We start from the raw sequence: 26,766 nt of genomic DNA, 5'->3' as shown, positions 1-26,766 counted from the left end.
AGCAGGGTGCCCGTTCGCGCCGTCAGGCCGATGGCACGGTGAGGAGCCGCGGGCCGCCTGAGGTGACGACGACGGTGTGCTCCCACTGGGCGCACCGAGAGCCGTCGGAGGTCACGACGGTCCAGCCGTCATCCCAGAGGCGCCAGTCCGAGGTTCCGAGCGTGAGCATCGGCTCGACGGTGAAGACCATTCCTTCTTCGATGACCGTGGTGTACTGCGGGGAGTCGTAGTGCGGGATGATCAGGCCGGAGTGGAACGCGCCACCGACACCGTGGCCCGTGTAGTCGCGCACGACCCCGTAGCCGAACCTGCCCGCGTACTTCTCGATGACTCGCCCGATGACGTTGACCTGCCGTCCGGGCTTGGCTGCGGCTATGCCGCGCATCATGGCCTCGTGCGTGCGCTCGACGAGCAGCCGCGACTCGTCGGCGACGTCGCCGACGAGGTACATGCGGTTCGTGTCTCCGTGCATGCCCTCGAAGTAGGCAGTGATGTCGACGTTGAGGATGTCCCCGGATTCGAGCATCGTGTCGTCTGGGATCCCGTGGCAGATCACCTCGTTGAGCGAGGTGCAGCTCGATTTCGGGAACCCGCGGTAGCCGAGCGTCGACGGATAGGCGCCTCGCGCGGTCACGAAGTCGTGCGCGATGCTGTCGAGCTCATCGGTGGTGACGCCTGGGACGGCGAACTGCTCGAGGTGCTCGAGGGCATCGGCGGCGATGGCGGATGCCCGTTCGATCCGGGCGATCTCCTCCGGCGTGTAGACGTCCCCGCCCGTCCACGTGTCCGGAGCCTGCTTGCCGACGTACGGCGGGCGGGCGATGGCGGCTGGGACGGATCTGGCCGAGGCGCTGCGGCCGGGGATGAGGAGTCCTGTATTCGGGTCTTTCGGCATACGCTTGAGCCTATGACCGATACGCATGCACAGGAATTCTGGTACAACTCGCGCACGGGCGAGGTCGAGGTCGGACGGCAGTCCCTCGGCTCCGAGCTCGTCGGCCCGTTCGCATCCGAGGCAGAGGCGAAGCGCGCCCCTGAGAAGCTTCAGGAGCGCGCGAAGGCCTGGGCTGAGGAAGAGGCCGAAGAGGACCGCTGACCTTCGGCGTCCCTCCTCGTTCTCGAGGCGGCCCTAGCCGGACTGGTCCTCGAAGCTCTCCGCCTCCGAGGGGAACGCGCCTGACTTGACCTCGTCGCGGTAGCTCGATGCGGCGTCGAGGAGGATGCCGCGCAGGTCGGCGTACTTGCGCACGAAGCGCGGCATGCGACCGGTGCCGAGGCCCATCGCGTCGGTCCACACGAGGATCTGGCCGTCGCACTCGGCACCGGCGCCGATGCCGATGGTCGGGATGACGAGCTCCCGCGTGATCTCCGCGGCCAGGACGGCTGGGACCATCTCGAGGACCACGCTGAACGCGCCGGCCTCCTGCACCGCCCGAGCGTCTGCTCGAACTCGCTCCGCCGCGTCGCCTCGGCCCTGCACGACGTGCCCGCCGAGGCCGTGCTCGCTCTGCGGGGTGTAGCCGATGTGGGCCATCACGGGGATCCCGGCCTCGACGATGCGCTTGATGGTGGCCTGCGAACGCACGCCGCCCTCGAGCTTCACGGCCTGCACGCCGGCCTCCTTCATGAACCTGACCGCGGTGTCCAGAGCCTGCTCGGGTCCGCGCTCGTAGCTGCCGAACGGAAGATCTGCGACGACGAGGGCTCGCGACACGCCGCGTGCGACGGAGCGTGCCATGGGAATCAGCTCGTCGACCGTGACGGGCAGCGTCGAGGTCTCACCGAGCACCGTCGTGGCCGCGGAGTCTCCGACGAGGAGCACGTCGATGCCTGCCTCGTCAAACACCGCAGCGGTCATGGCGTCGTAGCTCGTGAGCGCGGTGATGCGCTCGCCGGCGGCCTTGGCCGTCTGAAAGTGTCGAATTCGGACTCGCTTCGGTGCACTGGCCTGAGACATGCAGGCCATCATACGGCGGGGCGGCCTCAGGCCCAGTAGCCTAGGGGGAGGCGCACAACAAGAATTGGAGCCCGAGTGGACAAGCAGCAGGACTTCGTACTCCGCCAGATCGAGGAGCGCGGGATCAAGTTCATCCGCCTGTGGTTTACGGATGTTCTCGGAACACTGAAGTCCGTGGCAATCGCACCGGCGGAGGTGGAGGGTGCCTTCAACGAGGGCATCGGACTCGACGGCTCAGCCGTCGAGGGGTTCACGAGGCGGTCTGAGGCCGACATGCTCCTGCACCCGGATCCGTCGACGTTCCAGATGCTCCCGTGGCGCGGTGAGATCGACCCGACCGCTCGGATGTTCTGCGACATCTCCACTCCGGACGGGCAGCCCTCGGTCACCGACCCGCGACGCGTGCTTCGCCGCGCGCTGGACGTGGCGTCGGCGCAGGGCTTCACCTTCTACGTGCACCCCGAGATCGAGTTCTACCTGCTGAAGTCCGACGAGGCACTCAGCGGCGAGCCGGTGCCGGCAGACAACGCTGGCTACTTCGACAACGTGCCAGGCGGAACCGCTCACGACTTCCGTCGTCGCGCAGTGCGCATCCTGGAAGACCTGGGCATCTCGGTCGAGTACAGCCACCACGAGGCCGGCCCGGGCCAGAACGAGATCGACCTCAGGTTCTCGGATGCGCTCAACACGGCCGACAACGTCATGACGTTCCGCACCGTGGTCAAGGAAGTTGCCATCGAGCAGGGCGTGTACGCCACGTTCATGCCCAAGCCGATGTGGCAGCACCCTGGCAGCGGCATGCACACGCACGTCTCGCTCTTCGAGGGCGACACGAACGTGTTCCACGAGCCGGGCGCCGAGTACCAGCTGTCGAAGATCGGCAGGCACTTCGTCGCGGGTCTCCTCAAGCACGCGCCGGAGATCACGGCTGTGACGAACCAGTTCGTCAACTCCTACAAGCGCATCTGGGGCGGAGACGAGGCCCCGAGCTACGCGTGCTGGGGCCACAACAACAGCTCTGCGCTCGTGCGCATCCCGACCTACAAGCCGAACAAGGGTGGCTCGGCTCGGGTCGAGTACCGCGGCATCGACTCCGCGGCAAACCCGTACCTCGCGTACGCGGTCCTGCTCTCGGCCGGCCTCAAGGGCGTGTCGGAGGAGTACGAGCTCCCGGCCGAGATCGAGGGAGACATCTGGGAGATGTCACCGCGTGAGCGCAGCGTGCTCGGCTTCGACCCGCTGCCGTCGAGCCTCAACGAGGCCATCGCCATCATGGAGAACTCGGAGCTTGTCGCCGAGACGCTCGGAGAGCAGGTCTTCGCCTACTTCCTCGCGAACAAGCGTGCGGAATGGAAGCAGTACCGCGCTCAGGTGACCCCCTTCGAGCTCGCCTCGAACCTGCACTCCTTGTAAGCCGTGCGCTCTGACGGTCTGCGAACGCGCCTCGCGAGGGCGGGTTTCGCTGCGCCCAGCGAAGCCGAGCCGCGCCTTGTGGAGCTCGCCGAGCTGACCGGGGTGCGTGCAGACGACGTGTTCTCCGTCGTCGACGAGCGCGTCGCCGATCCGGACCAGGCGCTCCAGTGGCTCGTGTATCTCGCGCGGCAGCACCCGAGTGCCGTCGACTCGCTGTTCGCGGAGCGACCCAACGCCAAGACCGTCGTCCGTCTGCTCGGGGCGTCGACAGGCCTGGCCGAGTTCTTCCTGCGCCACCCGCGCACGATGGAGGTCGTGCAGTCCGGCGAGTCCGAGCTGCCGACCCGTGCCGAGCTGCAACGCCGGATGGCGGCGAGTGTCGGCGTCGACGCCGACCAGGCGGACGCCGACGGCGGATTCGGCATGGCTGTCGCGCAGATCACGGGCTCTGAGGCGATTCGATCCCTCCGCATCCGCTACCGCACCGAACTGGCCCGCATCACCGCCTTCGACCTGGCCCAGGACGACCAGCGCGGGTGCGTCCGCGAGGTGAGTCGTGCTCTTGCCGACCTCGCAGGAGAGACGCTGGATGCCGCGATCATGGTCGCCCGTGCAGAGACCCAGGCGCCACCGAGCGGATTCGGACGCTTCCCTGCCGAGGACGTCGAGTGCGTTCGCCTCTCGGTGATCGGCATGGGCAAGGCCGGCGCCGAGGAGCTCAACTACATCAGCGACGTCGACATCATGTTCGTCGCCGAATCGTCCGATCCGGAGCGCGTCGCTGTTCCGAAGGCCGTCGAGATCGGCACGAGGCTCGCCAGCCTCACGATGCGCGTCATCGACTCGACGGACATCGAGCCAGCGCTCTGGGAGGTGGATGCGAACCTCAGGCCGGAGGGCAAGGACGGTGCGCTCGTGCGCACGATCGACTCGTACGCGCGCTACTACGAGCGGTGGGCGAAGAACTGGGAGTTCCAGGCACTCATCAAGTCCAGGGCCATGGCGGGCGACCTGAGGCTCGGAGAGGAATTCGAGCGCCGCGTCGAGCCGCTGATCTGGGCGAGCGCCAGCCGCGCGGACTTCGTCGACCAGGTACGGGCGATGCGCGAGCGCGTGACCGAGCATATCCCTGCAGAGGAAGTCGATCTGCAGATCAAGCTCGGACCTGGCGGGCTCCGCGATATCGAGTTCACCGTCCAGCTCCTTCAGCTCGTGCATGGTCAGCATGACGAGACCGTGAGGGAACGGTCGACGCTCGCGGCGCTCGAGGCGCTCAGCGAGGGCGGCTACATCGGGCGCGACGACGCGAATCAGTTCTCCTCCGACTACGAGTTCCTTCGCCTGCTCGAGCACCGGATCCAGCTGCGTGCCCTGCGGCGCACGCACCTCATGCCGACGAGCGACATCGAACGTGCCGTCCTGGCTCGCTCGGCGAGCTTCGCGAACTCACGCGAGCTCACCGACGAGTGGCAGCGGGTGAAGCTCCGTGTCCGCGGTCTGCACGAGAAGGTCTTCTATCGCCCACTGCTCTCCGCGGTCGCGGCGCTGCCCACGGAGGGGTTCGCGCTGAGCTCGGACCAGGCGGAGGCTCGCCTGCGCGCCATCGGATTCCTCGACCCGCGGGGCGCGCTCGCGCACATCACTGCGCTCGTGAAGGGGGTGTCCCGCAGAGCGATCATGCAGCGCACGCTGCTGCCGGTGCTCATCGACTGGTTCTCGCAGGGCAGCGACCCCGACAGCGGATTCCTCGCCTTCAGGAAGCTCTCGGAGCGGCTCGGCGACACCGCGTGGTACCTGAGGCTCCTGCGCGACAGCTCGGCGGCGGCCAAGCGGCTCACGCAGCTGCTCTCCGGTTCGAAGTTCGCAGCAGAGTTCTTCGAGCTCTACCCGGAGGCGGTGAAGTGGCTGGACGACGACGCCCAGCTGAAGCCCCGCACCCTCACCGCGCTGCTCGACGAGGTCGCCACCACGATCCGCCGCCACGACGACGAGGTTGCCCTTCGGAGGGCCCTTCGCACGTTCCGTCGGCGCGAGGTCCTGCGCCTGGCCATCGGCGGTCTTCTCAGCCTCATCGACATCAAGCAGACGGGCGCGGGTCTCTCCGACATCGCGACGGCGACGCTCCACGGTGCGTACGACGCGGTCCGACGCATCGACAAGGTCGAGTACCCTCCGTTCGCGATCATCGCCATGGGCCGTTACGGCGGTCGCGAGCTCGGCTTCGGCTCGGATCTCGACGTCCTCTACGTCTTCGAGAAGGGCGACTTCGAGAACCCCGACCTCGCGAGTCGGCGAGCCCTGTCGCTCGTGCACCGGATCGTGGAGTTCACGGCCGACCCGCGCATGCCGATCGACCTGGATGCGGGGCTCCGCCCTGAGGGCAAGTCCGGGCCCCTCGTCCGGTCGCTGTCCGCCTACCGCAGCTACTACGCCCGCTGGTCGCTCGGCTGGGAGACCCAGGCGCTGCTGCGTGCCCACGACGTCGTCGGGGATGCCAACGTGCGTGACCGGTTCATGGACCTCGTCGACGAGGTCCGGTACGGCAAGGAGCTGTCCGAGGACGGCCTTCGCGAGGTACGGCGCATCAAGGCGAGAGTCGAGAACGAGCGGCTGCCGCAAGGAGCGGATCCAACGCGACATCTCAAGCTCGGGCGCGGCTCGCTGAGCGACGTCGAGTGGCTCGCCCAGACCCTGCAGCTGCAGCACGCGACGCATCGCACGTCCCTTCGGACGACATCGACGCTCGGCACCATCGACGCCGCACAGGACGAGGAGCTGCTGACGCCGACCGACGCCAATCAGCTGCGCGACGCCTGGCTGCTGGCCTCGCGGGTGCGCTCGGCGCTGTACCTGGCGACGAACAAGCAGTCCGACCTGCTGCCCCAGGACGGTCCGACGCTCGATGCAGTGGCACGTGCACTGGGCTACGCGCCGGGCTCGGGCCCGCACCTCGAGGACGACTACCTCGGGGAGACCCGCCGCGCTCGTCGCGTCTTCGAGCGACTCTTCTACGGCGAGTAGCCGCCCGCTCCTTGCTCCGTCAGACGCGGACGAGAGCGAGGACTGAGAGCCTTCGACCTAGGACTGCGCGGACTGCTGCTCGATGATGGCGCGCTCGAGGCTGTCGGCGATCAGGACCGCGTCGAGGCCGGACTGCCTGCCGATGCCGACGGCGTGCTGGGCCTCGTGTGAGGCGAGTGCCTGCAACGCGGACTTCGGCGTCGTGAACTCGTGGGCGAGGAGCTCGTCGATGGCACTGTCGACGTCCGCGTTGTGCCGGTGCCAGTCCTCGCTCTGCGGCTCGGACGAGAGCCGACGGACGGCCGCGGCGTGGATGCTCGCGGCGAGCCGCTTGTGGTGGTCGATCGCGGCCAGAGCCTGCTCGTGGAGTTCTGCTTCATCCATCCACCCAGCCTGCCATGCCGTCCAGCGCCTACCTGGAAGGCACGGGGGTGCCGGCGTGCACATCGCCACGCGCAAAACGCCCGGCCCGCCTCGCAGAGTGCGAGACGGGCCGGGCGTGGAGCTACCGCGACGAGTTAGACGCCGTAGTAGAGCTCGAACTCGTACGGGTGCGGGCGCTGCGCGAGCGGCTGCACTTCGTTGACCGTCTTGTAGTTGATCCAGTTCTCGATGAGCTCCGGCGTGAAGACGTTGCCCTTGGTGAGGTACTCGTGGTCAGCCTCGAGAGCTGCGAGCGCCTCAGGCAGCGAGGTGGCGAGCTGCGGGATGCTCTTCGCCTCTTCCGGGGGAAGCTCGTAGAGGTCCTTATCGACGGGCTCGTGCGGCTCGATGCGGTTCTGGATACCGTCGAGGCCTGCCATGAGCTGGGCCGCGAACGCGAGGTACGGGTTGGCCGAGGCGTCCGGTGCGCGGAACTCGATGCGCTTCGCCTTCGGGTTGGAGCCCGTGATCGGGATGCGGATCGCAGCCGAGCGGTTTCCTGCCGAGTAGACCAGGTTGATGGGAGCCTCGAAGCCCTTCACCAGGCGGTGGTAGGAGTTCGTCGTCGGGTTGGTGAACGCCGCGAGCGAGTTGGCGTGCGCAAGCAGACCGCCGATGTACCAGCGAGCCGTGTCGGAGAGCGAACCGTAGCCGGCCTCGTCGTAGAAGAGCGGCTCGCCGTCCTTCCAGAGCGACTGGTGCGTGTGCATGCCCGAGCCGTTGTCGTTGTAGAGCGGCTTCGGCATGAACGTGGCCGACTTGCCCCACTGCTCAGCGGTGTTCTTGACGATGTACTTGAACTTCAGGATGTCATCTGCAGCGCTGACCATCGTGTCGAAGCGGTAGTTGATCTCCTGCTGCCCGCCGGTGCCCACCTCGTGGTGCGAGCGCTCGAGGATGAAACCAGCCTCGATGAGCTTGAGCGTGATGTCGTCGCGCAGGTCTGCCGTCTTGTCGACGGGGGAGACGGGGAAGTAGCCACCCTTGAACGGCGTCTTGTTGCCGAGGTTGCCGCCCTCTTCTTCGCGGCCGGAGTTCCAGGCGCCCTCTTCGGAGTCGACCGAGTAGAAGCTCTGGTTCGACGTCACGGAGTAGCGCACGTCGTCGAAGATGTAGAACTCGGCCTCGGGAGCGAAGAACGCTGTGTCGGCGATGCCCGTCGAGGACAGGTAGTCGACAGCCTTCTTCGCGACCTGGCGCGGGTCGCGGTGGTAGATCTCACCGGTGCGCGGGTTGTAGATGTCGAAGACCATGATCAGGGTCTTGGCGTCACGGAACGGGTCGAGGTACGCGGTCGTCACGTCGGGGATGAGCTGCATGTCCGACTCGTGGATCGACGCGAAACCGCGGATCGAGGAGCCGTCGAAGAGCTGGCCGACGGAGAAGAACTCCTCGTCGACGGTCGACGCGGGGATGTTGAAGTGCTGCTGCACACCCGGGAGGTCGGTGAAGCGGATGTCGAGGAACTTGACATCGTTATCGGCGATATAGGCGAGGACTTCAGACGGTTCTTTGAACATGGCTTCTCCGGGTCGTGTCGAAGGTGTTGGCGGACGGGGTCCTGTCACAAGCTAACCACTCGCTGTTGCCCCTTGGTCACTGTTATGTTTCGTGCACGTTACGCAGAGCGTGATATGCAGGGGCGATCGGGCACCGAGGAGGCTCGGATTGCGAAGGTAAACTGTCCGGATGCCCGCACAGTCAAGCAGTCCGGAGTTCGCACGCCCGGAGAACAACCGCTACCCGGGCTACCGCCTCGGCTACCCCGAGGAAGGGCGAGGCTCGATAGGCCCCATGCGCCGACGCATCCCTGCCCTCATCGTGGACTACGCCCTCGCTGCCGGCGTCGCGTTCCTCTTCTTCGACTACGAGTCGATCGCGATCCTGCTCCTCTTCTTCTCCATGAGCTCCGTGGGCATCATGCTCTTCGGGGGTTCGGCGGGACACCTGCTGTTCCGGATGCGCGTGACCAGACTCGATGGCTCAGCCCCCGGCTACGTGCGTCCCCTCATCCGCCAGCTCCTCGTGACGCTCGTGCTGCCCATGCTCGTCTGGGACAGCGACCAACGCGGCGGCCACGACATCATGACAAAACTCGCCCTGCGGCTCGTGTAGAGCGACAGGGCGAGTCTCTGGCGGGGATGCTGCGGATCAGCGCATCTGCGAACGCGACGAGCGCATCCGCATCGGGTCAATGCCCTTGGGGATCGGGAGCGCGTTGCTGCCGAGCGCCTTGAGTCGGCTCGTCACGGCGACGATCTCCGGCTTGGTGAGCTTCTTCGGGAGCTTGTTGAGGGTCTTGCGGACCTTGACGAGCTTCACGTCGTCGGCGCCCGTCCCCACGTGGAAGTGGTGGATGGGCACGTTCGGCAGGATTCGCGCGGTCTTGCGGCGCTCGTCGTCGAGCAGTCGCTTGGTGCCGGACTTGCTGCCCTCGGTGAGGATGACAACGCCGGGCTTGCCGATCGCACGGTAGACCGCATCCTGCGTCTTCGCGTTGAAGGCGACCGGCATCTCGCTGGTCTGCCAGGTTCCGCGCATGGCGCTGGTGAGCACCTGGCCGGTTGCACCGGCGCGCCCTTCGAGTTGCCCGAAGGCCACCCGCTCGGCGCGCCAGTTCAGCGTGAACATGAAGAGGAGCACGCCGACCATGAGGCCGAGGATCATCGTGAGGATCCAGATGAGCGCGTTCGATCCAGGCAGGAAGATGCTCACGAGCGCTGCGATGATCAGGGGGACGAGCACGGCAGCGGCCATGATCCAAGGTGCGGTCTTGTCGTACTTGACCGTCATCTTGAGAACTTGCCAGATCTGCTTGAAGCGACCTGGTTCTTTTTCCGCTGCTGGGCTGGCTTGTGGAGAGTTCGCCATAGTGCATCCAGAATACCGGCACTTCACCCCGTATTCACATTCGGACTCGTGACGACTTCTCCACAGACGATGAAGCTGGTGCACTCCGCTGGTGTGGGGACCGTCAGACTCCCGTTGTGCGAGCCAGAAATCTGCCGGGAACCGACCGCCTCGACCGCCCCGAGTACTTCGACGTCGTGGGCTGGCGGGTCGTCGAGGTGCTCGACGACACCGGCGCCTGGCATCGCCTCCTGGCGGTGTCGAGGGAGCAGGCGGCACCGGATGAGGAGGAGTGGCTCTCCGGGGCAGCAGACGTCTCGCAACCGCAGCTTCCTGCCGCAGCTCTCAACGGCACGGTTGAGCTTGTCGTGGAGGTCGAGGCGAGCGGGGGACCGACGCTCACCGAGCTCTGCGAGGTCTTCGACGAGGTCAGCGCCCCGAGCATCCCCGTGCTGCTCGACATTGGTCTGACGGATCGCCGAGAGGCCGTGGCGGTACTCGAAGCGACGATCGGATCCAGCGTGGGGGAGCTGCTCGACCGGCCATACCCTCTCGCGACCGGTGAGATCGTGACGATCCTCGCTCCGCTCGCCGAGACGCTCGCCGAGCTTCACCGAGCGGGCCTCGCTCTCGGCGGCTTGGGCCTCGAGGACGTTCGGCTCACCGCTCAGGGGCGACCCGTCGTCAAGAGGTGGGACACGCTGTCACGCCTCGAGGGGTTCGACGACCGGCTGCAGCCCGGCATCGTCCGCGACTGGAAGGCCTTCGAGGGCTTCGCCGATCTGGTCCTCGCGCAGCTGCCGACCGAGCTCGAGCTGCCGGCGGCACTCGAGCGCGAACTCGACAGGTGCTTGAGCGGTGATGTGGATGCTGAGCTGCCCGAGCGCCTGCTCGACGCGCTCTTCGCCTGGCACGATGCCAGTGATATCCAGGACCCGGCTGCGGGAGAGCGCTCTCCACGTCGGGCCTTGCTGGCGCACGAGTCGACGCTGCCGCACGTGGCTCCGGCTACCGGCGGGCACGATGACTTCGATCCTGCGGGTGCCGACACGCGCCGCTTGACCAGTTCGCTGCTCGACGGCGACGACGACGCAGACGGGGACTTCGCCGAGGCAGGCGCTGCAGGCAGAGACGTCCGCCTCGGGCACTCCCTGCGGGCCCGAGGGGAAGCCAGACGTCGAGATCGCCCCGAGGCTCCCGATCAGCGGGCGTCTCGCGGTGGGCGGAGCAGGAGGCGGCAGCGGGCGCGTCGGCAGCCGGGTTTCCTGCGCCGCACGCTGGGCACCATCAGGCTGCCTTTTCGCATCGCGGCAGCTGCCGCAGTGGTCCTGTGCATCTGCGCCGCGGCGCTGGGGCTGCTCGGTGAGGTACCTGGTGGGGGAGAGGATCCGGCTCCGAGCGTGCGAGCGAGCGATGCCGGGCCCGCACACACCGCTGAGTCGGGCCCTCCGAGCTCCGGGAACCCGCCGGTGAACGAGACGATGCCCGTCGCCGACTCAGCTGGGGCCCCTGACTGGCACGCACGCGCCATGGCGGACGATCCGACCGTCGCCGTGCTGGCCCTGGTCGAGCGGCGGGCCGAGTGCCTTGCCAGCGAGACCGCCGGTTGTCTCGAGGAGGTGTACCAGAGTGGCGCGCCGGGCCTGCACGCGGACCTCGCCCGCGGTGGGGGCGCAGCAGACCAGCTCGCGGGACTGACAGCGGCGACACTCAGGGATCGCTACGGCGACCTCGTCGTGGTGGATCTGTGGTCGGCGGACGCGATCCAGGCCGCAGAGACACCACCGGCCTCCCTCACGATTGCTCGTGGGGAGGCCGGCTGGCGTCTGCGGGATGTCCGAGGAGCGGCAGCTCCTCAGTGACGGCTCTAGAGTCCGAGCTGTCCTTCGAACGCGCCCTCTTCGAGGCGGTTCTTCACCTGCGAGAGGAAGCGAGCAGCGTCGGCACCGTCGATGATGCGGTGGTCGTAGCTCAGCGCGAGGAAGACCAGCGAGCGAATCGCGATGGACTCCTGGCCGTCTGCCGTCTTCACGACAGCCGGACGCTTCGCGACGATCCCGGTTCCGAGGATCGCGCTCTGCGGGAGGAAGACGACGGGCGTGTCGAACAGCGCGCCGCGCGAGCCCGTGTTCGTGACCGTGAACGTTCCGCCGGCAAGCTCGTCCGGGAGCAGCTTGTTGTCACGCGTGCGCTCGGCGAGGTCAGCGATCTGGCCTGCGAGGCCGGCGATGTCGAACTGCGACGCCTTCTTGATGACCGGCGTGAGTAGGCCGCGCTCGGTGTCGACCGCCATGGCGATGTTCTCGGACTCCGGGTAGACGATGGAGTCTCCGTCGACCGTGGAGTTGATGATCGGGAAGCTCTGGAGCGCTTCTGCCGCCGCGAGGGTGAAGAACGGCAGGAACGAGAGCTTGTTGCCCGTCTTCGCGTGGAAGTCGCCCTTGACGCGGTCACGCAGCTGCGCGATGCGAGTCACGTCGACCTCGACGACCGTCGTGAGCTGGGCCGTCGAGTTCATCGAAGCGACAGCACGCTCGGCAACGACCTTGCGGAGACGCGACATCTTCGCCGTCGTGCCACGCAGCTCGGAGACCTCGAACGGGGTGGGCTCGCCGGGGGTGCCGGCCGAGGCTGCCGCTGCCGGAGCTGCGGACTTGCTCGACTCAGCGAAGGCGACGACGTCTTCCTTGCGGATGCGCCCGCCGACTCCGGTGCCCTGGACCTTCGAGAGGTCGACGCCAGCGTCTGCCGCGAGCTTGCGAACGAGCGGCGTGACGTAGCGGGGGTCGGAGCTCGAGGCGGCCTGCGCCGTCTCACCAGCCTGCTTGGGCTGCGAAGGCTGCTTGGGCTGCGCCGGCGGCTTCGGAGCGGAAGCGGACTGCTGCGCCGTCTGCGCGGCAGGGGTCGCTGCCTGCTTGGCGGGAGCCTCAGACGTCGTCTCCTTCTCGGGAGCCGGCTCTGCGTAGCCCTCGTCTTCCTTGTCTGCAGGGGCCTCTTCGGCCTCGGGAGCCGCGGCGGGCTGCGAGGTCGACTCGGCCGCTTCCTCGACCTCGGGCTCGGCCTGAGCCTCTTCGGCCGCAGGAGCGCTGTCGTCGGAGGACGACGCGCCGGAGCCGTCGCCGAGGCGAGCGAGCACTGCGCCGACCTCGACGGTCTCGTCTTCGCCAACGAGGATCTCCTCGAGGACGCCGGCGATGGGCGACGGGATCTCGGTGTCGACCTTGTCCGTCGAGACCTCGAGCAGTGGCTCGTCGACCTCGACGGTGTCGCCGACGCTCTTCAGCCAGCGGGTGACGGTTCCTTCGGTGACACTCTCGCCGAGTGCCGGGAGCGTTACGTCTTCGCTCATGATGTGGGTTCTCCTTGAGTGGTTCTGGCTGGTCAGAGGGCGTGCAGCGGGACTCCGGCGAGCAGACGCGCTGCCTCGCCGATCGTCTCACCCTGCGTCGGGTGGGCGTGGATGAGGTGCGCGACGTCCTCTGGGTAGGCCTCCCAGTTGACGATGAGCTGAGCTTCGCTCACGAGCTCGCCGACGCGGCCGCCGATCATGTGGACACCGACGATCGGGCCGTCGTTGACGCGCACGAGCTTGACGGTGCCGCTTGTGCCGAGGATCGAGCTCTTCGCGTTGCCCGCGAGGTTGTACTCGGCCGTGGAGATGGCGTCGTCGCCGAACTTCTCTTTCGCCTTCGCCTCGGAGTAGCCGACGGATGCGATCTCCGGGTCGGAGTACGTGATCTTCGGGATGTTGATGTCCTCGACCTGCACGGGGTTGAGGCCGGCGATCTGCTCGGCGACGAAGATGCCGTGCTGGTAGCTGCGGTGCGCGAGCTGAAGGCCGGGAACGATGTCGCCGATGGCGTAGACGCCGGGGACGTTGGTCTGCAGCGTCTCGTCGACGGGCACGAAGCCGCGGTCCGTCGTGACGCCGACCTCTTCGAGGCCGATGCCGTCGGTCACGGGGCCGCGACCGACCGCGACGAGGAGCAGGTCGGCGTCGAGCACGTCGCCCGACTCGAGCTCGACGTGCACGCCGTACTCGTCCTGCGTGACGCCCTTGAAGCGGACGCCGAGCTTGAAGTCGATGCCACGCTTCTTGTAGGCGCGCTCGAGCTGCTTGGAGACGGACTCCTCTTCAGCGGGAGCGAGGTGCTTGAGGCCCTCGACGATCGTGACCTCGACGCCGAACGAGCGCCAGACGCTGGCGAACTCCAGGCCGATGACGCCGCCGCCGAGGATGACGACGCGGTTCGGGAGCCACTCGAGCTCGAGCGCCTGCTCGCTCGTGATGACGTTGCCCGAGATCTCGAGGCCCGGCAGTGAACGCGAGAAGGACCCGGTTGCGAGGACGACGTTCTTGCCCGTGAGCGTGTCGTCCCCGACCTGGACGGTCGTAGGGGAGACGAGCTTGCCCTCTCCCTGGAAGACGGTGACGCCCTTGGCCTTCAGGAGGCCCTGGAGGCCCTTGAACTTGCTGGCGACGATTCCCTCGCGGAAGGCGTTGACCTTCACGATGTCGACGCCCTGGAACTCGGTGAGCACGCCGACCGATGATGCCTCGTGTGCGTTGTCGGCAAGCTCTGCCGCGTGGAGCATGGCCTTGGTAGGCACGCAGCCACGGTGGAGGCAGGTGCCTCCGAGCTTGTCCTTCTCAACCAGAGCGACGGTTGAGCCCAGCTGAACGGCGCGGATAGCTGCGGCGTATCCCGCACTTCCTCCGCCAAGGACGACGAGGTCGAAATTGTGTTCTGACACCCGGAAAACTCCCTCAATGGAATTCATAGAGAAGCGGCGGCCGGTTTCTGGTCGCCACGCGCGGCGAAATTACCCCTCAGGGAAGCCTACACGCGTCGAACTGGCAGGAATAACCAGCTCAGGAACGGGACTCGAGCAGTGCGATGAGCGTTCGCACCATGACGCCGGTGGCGCCCTTGGGGACGTAGCCGTAGGCGGTCGAGGTGTTGTTCGAGGGGCCCGCGATGTCGAGGTGCACCCAGGGGATGGTGCCTTCGCCGTCGGCTCGCTCGCCGACGAAGCGCTCGAGGAACGCGGCCGCGACGAGCATGCCGGCCGAGCGGTTGCCGGAGCGCATGTTGGCGAGGTCAGCCACGGGGGACTTGAGCGTTTCTCCGACCTCCTCCGGGATGGGCATTGCCCAGGAGGGCTCGCCGATCGAGCGCGATGCCTCGATGACGCTGCTGATCCAGGCGTCGTCGTTGCCCATGACCGCGGTGGTGCGGTCGCCGAGGGCCACGATCTGGGCGCCGGTCAGCGTCGCGATGTCGATGATGAGGTCGGGGTGCTCCTCGCTGGCTGCGGCGATGCCGTCGGCCATGACGATGCGGCCCTCTGCGTCGGTGTTGGTGATCTCGACGGTTTTGCCGCCGTAGATCGTCACGACGTCGTCGGGGCGTGTGGCCGTGCTCGAAGGCATGTTCTCGGCGATGCAGAGCCAGCCCGTGATGGCGACCTTGATGTCGAGCTCGACCGCTGCCTGGAGAACGCCGACGATCGTCGCTGCTCCGGCCATGTCGAACTTCATGCCGACCATGGAGCCGGCTGGCTTGAGCGAGAGTCCGCCCGTGTCGAAGGTGATGCCCTTCCCGACGAGCGCGACGTGCAGCTGCGCGCCCTCCGGCCGGTAGTCGAGACGGACGAGACGTGGGCCGCGCGAGGAGCCCTGTCCGACGGCCGTCAGGCCGCCGAAGCCCCCATCGCGCAGCTGCTCGGCGTCCCAGACCCGGGACTCGATGCCCTTCGACTCTGCGACCCGCACCGCGATATCGGCGAGGGCGGCCGGAGGGAGGTCGTTCGGTGGCGTGTTGACGGCATCCTGGACCAGAGCGACGGACGACGCGATGGCGCTCACCCTGGCGATCTCGGCGGATGCGCGAGCCTCATCGGCAGTCACGACGCTGATCGTCGCCAGCGCGGCGTCATCTTCCTCGGACTTGTAAGGCGTGAAGCGGTAGCTGGCAAGGACGACGCCGAGGAGGACTGCCTCGCGGATCGCGGGGTCGAGGGCGTCGACATCGATGGAGATGGCCGAGGTGGCGACTGCGCGAGCCAGGGCACCTCCTGCTCGCCTCGCCTGCTCCTCGTCGCTCGCGTCGCCGAGACCGAGGGCGATGGCCGCCCGGACGCCGCCCTCGACCGGGATGGCGATCTTCTGCGTCTCGCCGCTCTTGCCGAGGAAGCCCGTGGCCTCGAGATACGGCTCGAGATCCGGCAGCCCGGCGGGAGCCGAGACGGTGAGCGATTCCTCCAGTCGGATCACGGGGAGCACCAGCAGCTGTGCATCGGGAGCGGATTCGGCGAGTTCCAGGGTGGCAAGCGTCATGCAGGCCAGCATATTGCGAGCGCGCGGAGCCACGCCTGCCGTCTCGTGCGCCAAGCGCGAACGCCCGTACCAACGTCAGCCTTCCGACCTAGCATTGGAGCCATGAGCGAGACTGAGCGCATCTTCCGAGTGGCTGCCGCATGGCATGACGTCCCTGCAGGCCTGCCCCTCATCGTCGCGCTGCGTGGTGGTCACGACGCCGGAGCTGTGGCGGCGCAGGTCTCCGACGAGATCATCGGTCTCGACGAGGACGCCCGGATCGTCGCGGAGTTCGATGTCGACGAGCTCTACGACTACCGCGCGCGACGCCCGATCGTGTCCGTCTCGAACGGTCGAGTGAAGTCCGTGTCGTCACCTCGTCTCGACCTCAGGCTCGTCGCCGACGAGCTCGGCCAGGAGTTCCTATTCCTCTCTGGCTTCGAACCGGACTACCGGTGGCGGCTGTTCAGCGAGGCGCTCGTGCATGCTGTCGACGCGCTCGAGGTCTCCTCGACGACCTGGGTGCACGCCGTGCCCATGCCGGTTCCCCACACGCGTCCCATCCGCATCGCGGCGACCGGCAATCGCGAGGAGCTCGTGGATTCCCTCTCCGTTTGGAACCCGACGACGGAGGCGCCGGCTCACGTCATGCAGTACTTCCAGGTGCGGGCTGAGGAGCTCGGCCATCCCGTTCTGAGCCTCGCGATGCTGATTCCGCACTACGTCGCCGACTCCTCGGTGCCGGCAGGGGCGGTCGCGGCGCTGTCCGCCCTGGGAAGCGCGACCGGTCGCATGATCGCCACCGAGGCGTTGCGTGAGCGGGATCGCACGTTCCGCGCTGGCGTCGATGCCGAGCTCGAGTCCAATCCGGATGGGCAGAAGCTCATCCACGCCCTCGAGACGCAGCACGACGCCTACCTGCAGAATCTCGCGGTGACCAACGACTTCGAGGACGCGGCCGGCGAGCTGCCCTCTGCAGACCAGCTCGCCGCGGAGATCGAGCGCTACCTGGCGCTCGGCCGCGACGACGACGCCTGAGGTCCTGCCCGGGTTCGTCCCGGTGACCGTTTCGGTGTGACGGCCTTCTCGTCCGCGCCGTGTGGCGTGTCCCGGTGGCGGGACGCGAGACAATAGTTCAGATGAACCGCCGCCTTGCTCCCGCGATGTTCGCCATCACGGCGATCGCCTACATGGTCGCCGTCACGCAGCGATCGTCACTCGGGGTCGCCGGCGTGCTCGCCAGCGAGCGTTTCGAGGTCGGGGCCGCTGCGCTGTCGACGCTGGCCGTCGCGCAGCTGGCGGTCTATGCCGCCCTGCAGATTCCGGTCGGCATGCTGCTCGACCGATTCGGGCCGTCGAGGCTCATCCTCGTCGGGGCGCTGCTCATGTCCGGAGGGCAGCTGATCGTGGCGCTTGCGCCGGAACTCGGTGTCGCGGTCATGGGTCGGATGCTCGTCGGGGCCGGGGACGCGACGACCTTCGTCTCAGGGCTCCGGATCATCGCCGCGTGGTTCCCGCCGCGGCGGGTGCCGGTCTTCGTGCAGTGGTACGGCAACCTCGGCCAGCTGGGACAGGTGCTCTCTGCTGTCCCGTTCGGCTTCCTGCTGCGGTCGACGTCCTGGACACCGGCGTTCCTCTCCGTCGCGAGCCTTGCGCTGATCACCTCGGTCGCGGTGGCGGTGTTCCTGCGGGACAGCCCGGAGCTGCGCAGAGCCGGCGAGGCGATCAGCGTCCGTGGCGTCATGGGGAAGGTCGCCCAGGCCGCGCGCCGACCGGGAACAAGACTCGGCTTCTGGGCGCACTTCACGACGCAGTTCCCTGGAACGGTCTTCGGCCTGCTGTGGGGGTTCCCGCTCATGACGCAGGGCATGGGGCTGGAGCCGGCCCTTGCCTCGTCGCTGCTCCCCGTGATCGTGCTCGCGGGAATGGTCCTCGGCCCATTCCTCGGGGTGCTCACGGGGCGATACCCGCTCCGGCGTTCCAACCTCGTGCTGATCTGCGCCCTGCTCATCCTGGGCGTCTGGGTGGCGATGCTCCTGTGGCCCGGCCTGCCGCCGCTCTGGCTCCTGATCGTGCTCCTGGTCGTGATGGGCATCGGCGGCTCGGGCTCGGCGATCGGCTTCGACTACGCTCGCACCTTCAACCCCGCTTCGAGCCTCGGATCGGCGTCCGGCATCGTGAACGTCGGGGGATTCGTCGCGAGCTTCACGACCATGTTCCTGATCGGCATCTCGCTGGACGGGCTCGGCATCGGCGTGGCGGGAGCAGTGGACTGGCAGCAGTACAAGCTCGCGTTCTGGGTGATCCCCGGCATCATGCTCATCGGGCTGAGCGGCCTGCTGCTCAGCAGACGACGCACGAGGGGTCGCATGGCGCGCGATGAGGGAATAATCATCGACCCGCTCTGGGTTGCAATAGGCAGGAGATGGTTCGGGTCGGGCAGGCGTGGGATGTGAATCTCACGCGTGAATCCAAGGTTTCTCCCGAAACCGTGCCATAATCAACGGATGGACCCTGCGGGTCTGCCTCTGCGCAGACTTGACAAGGGCCTTCCTTATGCCCGCACCGTGACGAGAGGGGTCTGAACATGGCGACACGCACGGGAGCTACCACGGCTACTGCAGAAGCAACCGAGGACATCAAGAAGGCGCCAGCGCGCAAGCGCGCAGCGCCGGTCAAGAAGGCGAGCGCCGAATCGAGTGCCGCTGTCGAGACCGAGAGCGCAGCTGACGAAGCAGCGGGCACCAAGAAGCCTGCCGCGAAGCGCGCACCTGCGAAGCGCAAGGCAGCGACTGCCTCGGAGGGCGCGCCAGCCAAGGCTGCGCCCCGCAAGCGGGCGGCCACGAAGAAGAAGGCTGAAGGCGACGAGCCGGAAGACGGCGTCGAAGAAGGCGAGATCGAAGAGGTCGATGTCGACGCGGATGCGTCCGATGCCGTCGACTCCGACGACGACTCGGTCAAGCCGGCCGACCCGAAGGACGCGAAGGCCGACTCCGAGAAGGCGCGCGTCAAGGGCGCCATCGTGCTCACGCCGAGTGACGACGAGGAAGAGACCCCGGTCTACTCCGCTGCGATCACCGGCGCGACGGCCGACCCCGTCAAGGACTACCTGAAGCAGATCGGAAAGGTCGCACTGCTGAACGCGGCCGAAGAGGTCGACCTAGCCATGCGCATCGAGGCGGGCCTGTTCGCCGCCGAGAAGCTCAAGGAGCAGGAGGGCGAGCTCGACAAGCAGCTCGTTCGCGAGCTCAAGTGGGTCTCCCGTGACGGCGATCGCGCGAAGAGCCACCTCCTCGGCGCCAACCTCCGACTGGTCGTGAGCCTCGCCAAGCGGTACACGGGTCGCGGCATGCAGTTCCTGGATCTGATCCAGGAGGGAAACATGGGCCTCATCCGTGCAGTCGAGAAGTTCGACTACACGAAGGGCTTCAAGTTCTCGACGTACGCCACCTGGTGGATCCGTCAGGCGATCACGCGCGCAATGGCCGACCAGGCGCGCACGATCCGCATCCCGGTGCACATGGTCGAGGTCATCAACAAGCTGGCTCGCGTGCAGCGCCAGATGCTGCAGGACCTCGGTCGCGAGCCCACGCCTGAGGAGCTCGCCAAGGAGCTCGACATGACGCCCGAGAAGGTCGTCGAGGTGCAGAAGTACGGTCGCGAGCCGATCTCGCTCCACACCCCGCTTGGTGAAGACGGCGACAGCGAGTTCGGTGACCTCATCGAGGACACCGAGGCTGTCGTTCCAGCCGACGCAGTGAGCTTCACGATGCTGCAGCGTCAGCTCGAGTCGCTGCTCGACTCGCTTGCAGAGCGCGAAGCTGGCGTCATCCGCATGCGCTTCGGCCTCGGAGACGGCATGCCGAAGACGCTTGACCAGATCGGCGACACGTTCGGCGTGACCCGCGAGCGTATCCGCCAGATCGAGTCGAAGACGATGGCGAAGCTGCGTCACCCGTCACGCTCGCAGTCGCTGCGCGACTACCTCGAGTAGGCACGAATCCAGTACGACGAAGGCCCGGATGCTTGCATCCGGGCCTTCGTCGTACGCGGTCGAACCGCGGTGGTGTCTCGGTGGCGGCTACTCCGCCGGCTGACCAGCCGCAGCCTTCTCGCCGTGCAGGCGCGAGGTCTCGTCGTGCCAGGCCACCGCCTGCTTGCGGAGCTTCTCTTCGTGGCGCGTCGCGTGGTGCGCGCAGAAGAGGAGTTCGCCGGCGCTCAGCTGGACGCGGACGTAGGCCTGAGCTCCACACGCGTCGCAACGGTCTGTTGCGGCAATTGGCGCCGAGTCGGTGCGCAGGGCCGTTGTGCTTTCCGTCATGATGCCTCCAAAGCTTCAGTGATCTGCCGATCAGGACAATTAGAGCACGGGCACCGGATTCCCGTGTGCTTTCGGCGGTCAGGTTCGCCCTGCGCGTAGCAGTGTTTCACCCGCGTGACGACCCGGGGTCCGTCGTGGGCGCGTGAGATACTGGCCGCGGTCGGCGAGCCGGGGGATTCTCGCCGCAGACGCTGACGCGCACGTGGTTGCGCAGGATGAGGAGTGTGCATGGGTGGCAAGCTGCGGCGGATGATCGCCGTCGGTCTCGGACGGAGCGCGCGCGGAGCGATGCGTCTCCGCGGAGGCGGCTCAGCAGTCCCCGGCAGAGTGGCGCTCGCCATCTCCCCGGACTTCCTCGAGACGGCCGTGGCGAAGCTCCCGCTCGGCGTCATCTTCGTCTCCGGGTCGAACGGCAAGTCGACGACGACGCACTTCCTGACCCGCATGCTTCGGCGGCACGGGCTCAGGGTGTTCACGAACTCCTCCGGCGGCAACCTCCCGCAGGGCATCGCGTCGTCGATGCTCCCGGATGTCGACGTCAACGGCAACCTGCGAGCGGACATCGCTGTCCTCGAGGTCGACGAGGCCTACGGGCCCCGCCTCCTCCCGCACCTGCATCCACGCGGGGTGCTGCTCCTCAACGTGCAGGTCGATCAGCTGAACCGCTTCTACGACCCGTCTCGGGTCACTGAGTTCCTCAGGACCATCGCGGCCGCATGCGGCGACTTCAGCGTCCTGAACGCCGATGACGCATCGCTTCGCGGACTTCCCGTCTCGCTGGATGCGCCGGTGACCTGGTTCGGGGTCGCACCTGAGCTCATCGAGCAGTCCCCGAATGGTCTCTCGAACTTCGATGACATCTCAGCCGCGAGCGTCGAGGTCGCCGCAGGCGAGCGCGCCGTGCAGGTCGTGGCACTGCAGGGGCGCGATGCGACGCTGCGGATCGGCGACGAGGAGCTGGAGATCCGTCTCCCCGCGCGTGGCCTGCACTACGCGCTCGATGCTGCTGGTGCAGCGGCGACTGCTCAGCGCATCCTCGGCGATTCCTTCGTTCCTGCGTTAGTCGCGGAGGCGCTCGGCGAGTCGCAGACCGTGTACGGGCGTGGTGAGGTGATGAGCGTCCGCGGGGAGGACATCGAGATCATCATGATGAAGAACCCGCCAAGCCTGCAGATGAACCTCGATGCGCTCGAGGAGGCTCCGGAGCAGGTGTTCGTCTCCGTCGACGAGGGAACCCCCGACCCGTCCTGGATCTTCGGTGCCGATCTCAGCCGCCTCGAGCACGTCGACGTTGTCTCCGGCACGAAGGCATGGCAGATCGCGACGAGGCTCGGCTACGGCGACATTCCGGTCGGTCTCGTGGAGCCCAGCCTCGGGGAGGCGCTCGAGAAGTTCCTGGCGCTGCCCAAGCCCAGCCGCGGCATGAAGACCATGATCGTCAACTACGAGCAGATGATGTCGATTCGCCGCCGACTCGGGCAATCGGGTATCGAGGGGAAGGTCAACTCATGAAGCTGCGAATCGCTCACCTCTACCCGGTGGAGCTCGGGATCAACGGAGATGTCGGCAACGTCACGGTGCTCGCGAAGCGTGCGCGGGTGCGCGGCTTCGATGTCGAAGTCGTGAACGTCGGACGTGGGGCGGCCTCGCTGCCCGGCGACATCGACCTGCTGCACGTCGGCTCCGGCCCTCTTGCTGCCGTGCAGACGGTGCAGGCGGACGCGCTGCAGCACGCTGAGCAGCTCCGCGACCTCGTCGCGGCTGGCCTGCCGCTGCTCGCGATCGGCGGAGGGTGGGAGCTGCTCGGATCGAGCATCACCCACGATGACGGCGAGCTCACCGGTCTCGGCGTCTTCGCCTCCAGAGCTGTCCGGGAGCCGGCGCAGAGCGTCGCGGAGACGGTCGTGCGCACCCCGGGTGGACTCCTCGCGGGGTTCGCGAACCACAATGCCGTCACCTCCCTCGACGCGGGGTCGGAGCCGCTCGGCGAGGTTGTCCGTGGCTTCGGCAACGGCGGCTCAGCTGCGGAGAACAGCGGAGCCGAGGGCGTGCAGCGCCTGGGCGCGATCGGGACGCACCTGCACGGCCCCATCCTCGCCTTGAACCCCACGCTGGCAGACCAGCTCCTGCAGCAGGCCGTGCATCGTCACGATGCTGACCGCACGCTCGGAGACGGCGGAGCGGAACTGGAACGACTCGACGGCTGGTCGCAGAACGCACGCCACGCGTTGATGCGGAGGATCGGCGTCTCCGCTCCAGCAGTCTGACCCAGAGGTCTGACGGTCTGACCGTCTGAGTGGGGCGCTGGCGTGCTTCAGCGCACGCCAGCGCGTCGCTCAGCGGCGGCTGAAACTCCGCGGGACGCGGGAGGTGAGTCCCGTCACGATCTCGTCGCCGACGGTGTCGCCCCACACCGCCCACTGCTCCGCGGTCGCCTCTCCCTGCGAGCCGTCGCCGAAGACGATGCACGGTGCGCCCGCCGAGATGCCATCAGCATCGCTCGGGAGCGCGACAACCGTCTCGTCGACGCCCACCTCGACGACCGGTGCGACGTGCCCGTCGACAACCACGTAGGCGCCTGAGTCGGGGTCGGACTGGATGCCGTCGCCGAAGCCCACGGCAATGCTCGCCAGGCCGTGGCGCGCATCCAGGACCGGGGCTCGCAGCTGCATGGCCGGCCTCAGCCCGAGGTCCGCCGCACTTCGATCGCCGAACGGCGAGATGCCGTAGGCGGCGATGCCGACCCTCACGAGGTCGAAGTGCGCCTCGGGCAGATCGATGACGGCCGCGCTCGCTCCGAGATGGAGGAGCTCGAACTCCGCGCCGAGGCTTCTGGCTTCCTGGACGGCGGCCTCGAACAGGGCCGTCGATGCGAGGTCGGCACTGTGCGAGGTGTCGGAGAGATGGCTCCACGCGGCGACGACCTCGAGCTTGCCGAGCGACTGCAGCCTGAGGGCCTCCGTGACGAACTCGGCCCAGCGCGGCTGGTCGGCGCCCCCGCGGTGCAGGCCGGTGTCGATCTTGAGGTGCACTCGTGGTGTGCGCGCCGCGTCGCTCGCCGCAATCGCCTCCAGTTGCCAGAACGTCTGCACGCCGAGGTCGACTCGCGCTTCTGCCGCGGCCGCGAAGTCGGTGTCCTGGCCATGCATCCAGGCGAAGAGGGGCACCTCCACGCCTGCAGCGCGGAGATCGATCCCCGCGGTCGACTCCAGAACGCCGAAGGAGGAGACCCCAGCCTCCAGCCCCGTGCGCACGACCTCGTGCAGGCCGTGCCCATAGGCGTTCGACTTGACGGCAAGCATGAACTGCGAGCCGGAGGCAAGCTCCTTCAGGGCGCTGATGTTGTGGCTGATGGCCTCGAGATCGACGTGCGCCGTTGCGCGGCTCATGTGTAGCTCCGTTCGAATCGGGGACTCATCCGGCTCGCGATGGCCGCAGCTCGCAGGCCGGTCGCATGCTGCCAGTCGAGGATGCTCGGCTCGCCGACGGCCGGGTCGCCGAAGAGGGTCGCCAGCTCGCCCGGCTGCGCTTCTGCGCCGAGCAGGTCGACGGAGAACTGGTCCATCGAGATGGCGCCGACGATGGTGCGCGTCTTCCCGCCGATGAGCACGGATGCGGTGTTCGAGGCACGGCGGACAACCCCGTGGGCGTAGCCGACGCCGACGAGTGCGAGCTGCGTCGCTTCCGTCGTGACGTAGCTGTACCCGTAGGACACGCCCTCGCCGGCTCCGACATCCTTCACGGCCAGGATCTCGGCGCTCACGCGCATCGCGGGCCGGTAGGCGCGATCCGTGAGCCCGAACAGGGAGCCGCCCGTGATCCTGTCGGAGTTCACGGAGTCCGCGTCGAGCAGCTTCGTGCTCAGATGCGACAGGGAGGCGCGCTCGAGCCCAGGGGAGACGATGAAGCCGTCGTATCCCTCGCTGTCGAGTGCTTCTGCGACGCGGAGAGCGCCATGGCCGTAGGCGTCTGCGCGCAGGTCGGCGTAGCTGGCCGTCTCCGAACCGAGGAGTCGGGTCGAGTTCTCGCGGATCGCGCGGAGGTCGATGTGGATGCGTCTGCGCACCGGCTCGGGAGTCTGCACGTTGTGCCCTCTCTGGTCGTCGCTGGCGTGGTCAGGCTAGCACCGGCGGTTCGGGGGCCCGCTGAGGCGCGCGTGTGGGCGCTGTGGTGTGGGAGCCGCGAGAAAGCCCGCATCCGGTCTACGCTCGAAGGTGGCCTGCCGCTGAACGCGGTTGGCCGAGATCACAGGCACGATGACGCAGAAGAAGGACGAGGACCTCGGTGGCGAATTCCGGAGACGCATACTCAGCCAGACACCTCTCGGTGCTCGACGGGCTCGATGCGGTCCGGAAGCGGCCGGGCATGTACATCGGCTCGACCGACTCGCGTGGCCTCATGCACTGCCTGTGGGAGATCATCGACAACTCGGTCGACGAGGCCCTTGCCGGTCACGGCTCACGCATCCGAGTCCAGCTGCACAGCGATGGATCCGTCAGCGTCGATGACGACGGGCGAGGCGTCCCCGTCGACATCGAGCCGAAGACCGGTCTCAGCGGCGTCGAGGTCGTCTTCACCAAGCTCCACGCGGGTGGCAAGTTCGGCGCAAGCAACTACGGGTCGGCGGGAGGCCTCCACGGTGTCGGTGCCTCGGTGGTGAACGCGCTCTCCGCGCGCCTCGACGTCGAGGTCGACCGGGGCGGGAAGACCTACGCGATGAGCTTCCGGCGCGGCGAGCCAGGCATCTTCGAGGATGGTGCCGGCGGGCCCAGCCCGACGTCGAACTTCGTCCCCTTCACGGATACGAGCGAGCTCCGCGTCGTGGGCAAAGCGAAGCGCGGCGTCACCGGCACACGGGTTCGCTATTGGGCTGACCCGCAGGTGTTCATCCGCGAGGCGAGCTTCCAGACCAACGACCTCGCCGAGCGCGCGAGGCAGACGGCGTTCCTGGTACCAGGCCTCGAGATGGTCATCGAGGATGCCCGTGACGAGTCGGTCGCGCCCACGACGCAGCAGTTCCGCTTCGACGGCGGGATCACGGAATTCGCCGACTTCCTGGCACCGGACGCTCCGACGACGGACACCTGGCGCATCGAGGGGAGCGGGGAATTCACGGAGACCATCCCGGTGCTCGACGACGAGGGCCTCCAGCTCGTGACGAAGGAAGTCGCGCGCACGATGCACGTCGATCTCGCGTTGCGCTGGGGCACCGGCTACGAGACGACCGTGAAGAGCTTCGTGAACATCATCTCGACGCCCAAGGGCGGCTCTCACCTCGCCGGGTTCGAGCAGGGGATGCTCCGTTTCTTCCGGGCAGAGGTCGAGAAGAATGCCCGACGCCTCAAGGTCGGCAACGACAAGCTCGACAAGGACGACGTCCTGGCGGGCCTCACCGCCGTCGTGACGGTCCGCATCCCGGAGCCCCAGTTCGAGGGGCAGACGAAGGAGGTCCTGGGAACGCCAGCGGCCAGGGCGATCGTCCAGAAGGCCGTGACGGCAGGCCTGACCGAGAAGTTCTCGTCGACCAAGCGCCAGGACAAGGCCGAGGCCAACCTCCTGCTCGACAAGGTCGTGCAGGAGATGAAGTCGCGCCTCTCCGCTCGCGCCCACAAGGAGACGCAGCGACGCAAGAACGCACTCGAGAGCTCCTCGCTGCCGACCAAGCTCGTCGACTGCCGATCGAACGATGTGGCGCAGAGCGAGCTCTTCATCGTCGAGGGTGACTCCGCGCTCGGCACCGCGAAGCCGGCGAGGAACTCGGAGTTCCAGGCGCTCCTCCCCATCCGCGGCAAGATCCTCAACGTGCAGAAGGCCTCGGTCTCCGACATGCTCTCCAACTCGGAGTGCGCGTCGATCATCCAGGTCGTCGGCGCAGGGTCGGGGCGCAGCTTCGACATCGGCCAGGCTCGCTACGGCAAGGTCATCCTGATGAGCGACGCCGACGTCGACGGCGCGCACATCAGGACGCTGCTGCTCACGCTCTTCTTCCGCTACATGAGGCCCATGCTCGACGCGGGTCGTGTCTTCGCGGCCGTGCCGCCCCTGCACAGGGTGGTCATCATGCATGCGGGCAGGAAGCCCAACGAGACCGTCTACACCTACTCCGAGAAGGAACTGCACACGCTGCTCTCGAAGCTCGAGAAGCAGGGGAAGCGGTACCAGGATCCGATCCAGCGCTACAAGGGCCTCGGCGAGATGGATGAGGACCAGCTCTGGAACACGACCATGGACCCGAGCGCGCGCCTGCTCAGGCGCGTCACGAACGCGGATGCGCACAACGCCGAGCGCGTGTTCGATCTGCTCATGGGCAGCGAGGTCGCGCCTCGCAAGGAGTTCATCATCGAAGGATCCGAGCACGTGGCTCGGGCGGACATCGACGTCTAGCTGGACAGCTCGGCGGCCAGGACGCCGGACGCAAGAGGCCGGCTCCCGATCGGGGGCCGGCCTCTGGCATGCTGCGCG

The 26,766-nt window shown here is 67.4% G+C and carries 22 protein-coding genes; 11 read left to right on the top strand and 11 right to left on the bottom strand.

All coding sequences use genetic code 11. The features are described 5' to 3' along the window. Positions 1 to 22: 22 nt before the first annotated feature. Positions 23 to 895 (bottom strand): type I methionyl aminopeptidase, encoded by an 873-nt coding sequence (map, locus tag C5B99_RS08790; RefSeq protein ID WP_104241368.1) that lies wholly within the window; start codon positions 893 to 895, stop codon positions 23 to 25. A gap of 12 nt (positions 896 to 907) precedes the next feature. Here map and C5B99_RS08785 point away from each other — a divergent pair, with 12 nt between their 5' ends. Continuing rightward, positions 908 to 1,096, top strand: coding sequence for a hypothetical protein (locus C5B99_RS08785; RefSeq protein ID WP_104241367.1), 189 nt, complete (start codon positions 908 to 910; stop codon positions 1,094 to 1,096). A 33-nt stretch (positions 1,097 to 1,129) separates the two neighbouring features. Here C5B99_RS08785 and panB read toward each other — a convergent pair whose 3' ends face one another. Then, complete coding sequence (gene panB / locus C5B99_RS08780) at positions 1,130 to 1,957, bottom strand: 3-methyl-2-oxobutanoate hydroxymethyltransferase (protein WP_228496594.1); 828 nt, start codon at positions 1,955 to 1,957, stop codon at positions 1,130 to 1,132. Between the two features lie 75 nt (positions 1,958 to 2,032). On the opposite strand from panB, the gene glnA (C5B99_RS08775) reads away from it, so the two are divergent. Both glnA (C5B99_RS08775) and C5B99_RS08770 read left to right on the top strand, forming a co-directional pair. Beyond that, a complete protein-coding gene (glnA, locus tag C5B99_RS08775; RefSeq protein ID WP_104241365.1) occupies positions 2,033 to 3,370 on the top strand; it encodes a type I glutamate--ammonia ligase in 1,338 nt (445 codons plus the stop codon). 3 nt (positions 3,371 to 3,373) lie between these two features. After that, complete coding sequence (locus tag C5B99_RS08770) at positions 3,374 to 6,391, top strand: bifunctional [glutamine synthetase] adenylyltransferase/[glutamine synthetase]-adenylyl-L-tyrosine phosphorylase (RefSeq protein WP_104241364.1); 3,018 nt, start codon at positions 3,374 to 3,376, stop codon at positions 6,389 to 6,391. A gap of 57 nt (positions 6,392 to 6,448) precedes the next feature. On the opposite strand, the gene C5B99_RS08765 is transcribed toward C5B99_RS08770, so the two are convergent. Continuing rightward, positions 6,449 to 6,775, bottom strand: a complete 327-nt coding sequence (locus C5B99_RS08765) for a hypothetical protein (protein WP_104241363.1) — start codon at positions 6,773 to 6,775, stop codon at positions 6,449 to 6,451. Positions 6,776 to 6,909: 134 nt separating this feature from the next. After that, a complete protein-coding gene (gene glnA, locus C5B99_RS08760; RefSeq protein ID WP_068492563.1) occupies positions 6,910 to 8,334 on the bottom strand; it encodes a type I glutamate--ammonia ligase in 1,425 nt (474 codons plus the stop codon). Between the two features lie 169 nt (positions 8,335 to 8,503). Here glnA (C5B99_RS08760) and C5B99_RS08755 point away from each other — a divergent pair, with 169 nt between their 5' ends. Then, on the top strand, positions 8,504 to 8,929 hold the full coding sequence (locus C5B99_RS08755; RefSeq protein ID WP_104241362.1) for an RDD family protein: 426 nt from the start codon (positions 8,504 to 8,506) through the stop codon (positions 8,927 to 8,929). A 36-nt stretch (positions 8,930 to 8,965) separates the two neighbouring features. Here the strand turns inward: C5B99_RS08755 and C5B99_RS08750 are convergent, their stop codons facing one another. Next, positions 8,966 to 9,685: a DUF4191 domain-containing protein gene (locus C5B99_RS08750; RefSeq protein WP_104241361.1), complete on the bottom strand. Its 720-nt coding sequence runs from the start codon at positions 9,683 to 9,685 to the stop codon at positions 8,966 to 8,968. A 116-nt stretch (positions 9,686 to 9,801) separates the two neighbouring features. On the opposite strand from C5B99_RS08750, the gene C5B99_RS08745 reads away from it, so the two are divergent. Continuing rightward, positions 9,802 to 11,526 carry a hypothetical protein gene (locus C5B99_RS08745; protein ID WP_104241360.1) on the top strand — a complete coding sequence of 575 codons (1,725 nt, stop codon included), beginning with the start codon at positions 9,802 to 9,804 and terminating at the stop codon, positions 11,524 to 11,526. A 5-nt stretch (positions 11,527 to 11,531) separates the two neighbouring features. On the opposite strand, the gene sucB is transcribed toward C5B99_RS08745, so the two are convergent. From sucB to C5B99_RS08730, 3 genes are all read right to left on the bottom strand, one after another. Then, positions 11,532 to 13,013, bottom strand: a complete 1,482-nt coding sequence (sucB, locus tag C5B99_RS08740) for a 2-oxoglutarate dehydrogenase, E2 component, dihydrolipoamide succinyltransferase (RefSeq protein WP_104241359.1) — start codon at positions 13,011 to 13,013, stop codon at positions 11,532 to 11,534. Positions 13,014 to 13,045: 32 nt separating this feature from the next. Beyond that, positions 13,046 to 14,446, bottom strand: coding sequence for a dihydrolipoyl dehydrogenase (lpdA, locus tag C5B99_RS08735; protein ID WP_228496588.1), 1,401 nt, complete (start codon positions 14,444 to 14,446; stop codon positions 13,046 to 13,048). A gap of 91 nt (positions 14,447 to 14,537) precedes the next feature. Beyond that, complete coding sequence (locus C5B99_RS08730) at positions 14,538 to 16,004, bottom strand: leucyl aminopeptidase (protein WP_104242075.1); 1,467 nt, start codon at positions 16,002 to 16,004, stop codon at positions 14,538 to 14,540. A 102-nt stretch (positions 16,005 to 16,106) separates the two neighbouring features. Between C5B99_RS08730 and C5B99_RS08725 the strand changes: the two genes are divergently transcribed. From C5B99_RS08725 to C5B99_RS08715, 3 genes are all read left to right on the top strand, one after another. Continuing rightward, positions 16,107 to 17,021 carry a proteasome assembly chaperone family protein gene (locus tag C5B99_RS08725; protein WP_104241357.1) on the top strand — a complete coding sequence of 305 codons (915 nt, stop codon included), beginning with the start codon at positions 16,107 to 16,109 and terminating at the stop codon, positions 17,019 to 17,021. Between the two features lie 101 nt (positions 17,022 to 17,122). Further along, positions 17,123 to 18,439, top strand: a complete 1,317-nt coding sequence (locus C5B99_RS08720; RefSeq protein ID WP_104241356.1) for a nitrate/nitrite transporter — start codon at positions 17,123 to 17,125, stop codon at positions 18,437 to 18,439. Positions 18,440 to 18,570: 131 nt separating this feature from the next. Further along, positions 18,571 to 19,977, top strand: a complete 1,407-nt coding sequence (locus C5B99_RS08715) for an RNA polymerase sigma factor (protein WP_104241355.1) — start codon at positions 18,571 to 18,573, stop codon at positions 19,975 to 19,977. An 87-nt stretch (positions 19,978 to 20,064) separates the two neighbouring features. On the opposite strand, the gene C5B99_RS08710 is transcribed toward C5B99_RS08715, so the two are convergent. Continuing rightward, entirely contained in the window at positions 20,065 to 20,304 is a 240-nt protein-coding gene (locus C5B99_RS08710; RefSeq protein WP_104241354.1) for a hypothetical protein, read from the bottom strand. Positions 20,305 to 20,532: 228 nt separating this feature from the next. Here C5B99_RS08710 and C5B99_RS08705 point away from each other — a divergent pair, with 228 nt between their 5' ends. After that, entirely contained in the window at positions 20,533 to 21,816 is a 1,284-nt protein-coding gene (locus C5B99_RS08705; protein WP_228496586.1) for a Mur ligase family protein, read from the top strand. Further along, positions 21,813 to 22,571 (top strand): type 1 glutamine amidotransferase, encoded by a 759-nt coding sequence (locus C5B99_RS08700; RefSeq protein ID WP_104241353.1) that lies wholly within the window; start codon positions 21,813 to 21,815, stop codon positions 22,569 to 22,571. Before C5B99_RS08705 ends, C5B99_RS08700 begins: the two co-directional genes overlap by 4 nt. Before the next feature lie 69 nt (positions 22,572 to 22,640). On the opposite strand, the gene C5B99_RS08695 is transcribed toward C5B99_RS08700, so the two are convergent. After that, positions 22,641 to 23,693, bottom strand: coding sequence for an alanine racemase (locus C5B99_RS08695; RefSeq protein ID WP_104241352.1), 1,053 nt, complete (start codon positions 23,691 to 23,693; stop codon positions 22,641 to 22,643). Continuing rightward, the gene (locus C5B99_RS19480; RefSeq protein ID WP_219819482.1) at positions 23,690 to 24,370 is read right to left on the bottom strand and encodes an alanine racemase C-terminal domain-containing protein; all 681 of its coding nucleotides are present in this window, start codon (positions 24,368 to 24,370) and stop codon (positions 23,690 to 23,692) included. Before C5B99_RS19480 ends, C5B99_RS08695 begins: the two co-directional genes overlap by 4 nt. Before the next feature lie 218 nt (positions 24,371 to 24,588). Between C5B99_RS19480 and C5B99_RS08685 the strand changes: the two genes are divergently transcribed. Next, the gene (locus C5B99_RS08685; RefSeq protein ID WP_104241351.1) at positions 24,589 to 26,688 is read left to right on the top strand and encodes a type IIA DNA topoisomerase subunit B; all 2,100 of its coding nucleotides are present in this window, start codon (positions 24,589 to 24,591) and stop codon (positions 26,686 to 26,688) included. Positions 26,689 to 26,766: the final 78 nt, after the last annotated feature.

The organism is Pseudoclavibacter sp. Z016 (assembly GCF_002931215.1).
GTDB lineage: Bacteria > Actinomycetota > Actinomycetes > Actinomycetales > Microbacteriaceae > Pseudoclavibacter.
Note: the sequence above shows the minus strand (reverse complement) of the source record. Positions and strands in the feature narration are given on the sequence as shown.

What these genes read in the sequence shown, in the direction of transcription:
- C5B99_RS08725 (WP_104241357.1), top strand. Translation starts at nt 16,107, where the DNA reads ATGAGCGAGACTGAGCGCATCTTCCGAGTGGCTGCCGCATGGCATGAC.
- panB (WP_228496594.1), bottom strand. Translation starts at nt 1,957, where the DNA reads ATGTCTCAGGCCAGTGCACCGAAGCGAGTCCGAATTCGACACTTTCAG.
- C5B99_RS08730 (WP_104242075.1), bottom strand. Translation starts at nt 16,004, where the DNA reads ATGACGCTTGCCACCCTGGAACTCGCCGAATCCGCTCCCGATGCACAG.
- sucB (WP_104241359.1), bottom strand. Translation starts at nt 13,013, where the DNA reads ATGAGCGAAGACGTAACGCTCCCGGCACTCGGCGAGAGTGTCACCGAA.
- C5B99_RS08755 (WP_104241362.1), top strand. Translation starts at nt 8,504, where the DNA reads ATGCCCGCACAGTCAAGCAGTCCGGAGTTCGCACGCCCGGAGAACAAC.
- C5B99_RS08750 (WP_104241361.1), bottom strand. Translation starts at nt 9,685, where the DNA reads ATGGCGAACTCTCCACAAGCCAGCCCAGCAGCGGAAAAAGAACCAGGT.
- lpdA (WP_228496588.1), bottom strand. Translation starts at nt 14,446, where the DNA reads ATGAATTCCATTGAGGGAGTTTTCCGGGTGTCAGAACACAATTTCGAC.
- C5B99_RS08715 (WP_104241355.1), top strand. Translation starts at nt 18,571, where the DNA reads ATGGCGACACGCACGGGAGCTACCACGGCTACTGCAGAAGCAACCGAG.
- C5B99_RS08710 (WP_104241354.1), bottom strand. Translation starts at nt 20,304, where the DNA reads ATGACGGAAAGCACAACGGCCCTGCGCACCGACTCGGCGCCAATTGCC.
- C5B99_RS08695 (WP_104241352.1), bottom strand. Translation starts at nt 23,693, where the DNA reads ATGAGCCGCGCAACGGCGCACGTCGATCTCGAGGCCATCAGCCACAAC.
- C5B99_RS08705 (WP_228496586.1), top strand. Translation starts at nt 20,533, where the DNA reads ATGGGTGGCAAGCTGCGGCGGATGATCGCCGTCGGTCTCGGACGGAGC.
- C5B99_RS08765 (WP_104241363.1), bottom strand. Translation starts at nt 6,775, where the DNA reads ATGGATGAAGCAGAACTCCACGAGCAGGCTCTGGCCGCGATCGACCAC.
- C5B99_RS08700 (WP_104241353.1), top strand. Translation starts at nt 21,813, where the DNA reads ATGAAGCTGCGAATCGCTCACCTCTACCCGGTGGAGCTCGGGATCAAC.
- map (WP_104241368.1), bottom strand. Translation starts at nt 895, where the DNA reads ATGCCGAAAGACCCGAATACAGGACTCCTCATCCCCGGCCGCAGCGCC.
- C5B99_RS08785 (WP_104241367.1), top strand. Translation starts at nt 908, where the DNA reads ATGACCGATACGCATGCACAGGAATTCTGGTACAACTCGCGCACGGGC.
- C5B99_RS08720 (WP_104241356.1), top strand. Translation starts at nt 17,123, where the DNA reads ATGAACCGCCGCCTTGCTCCCGCGATGTTCGCCATCACGGCGATCGCC.
- glnA (WP_068492563.1), bottom strand. Translation starts at nt 8,334, where the DNA reads ATGTTCAAAGAACCGTCTGAAGTCCTCGCCTATATCGCCGATAACGAT.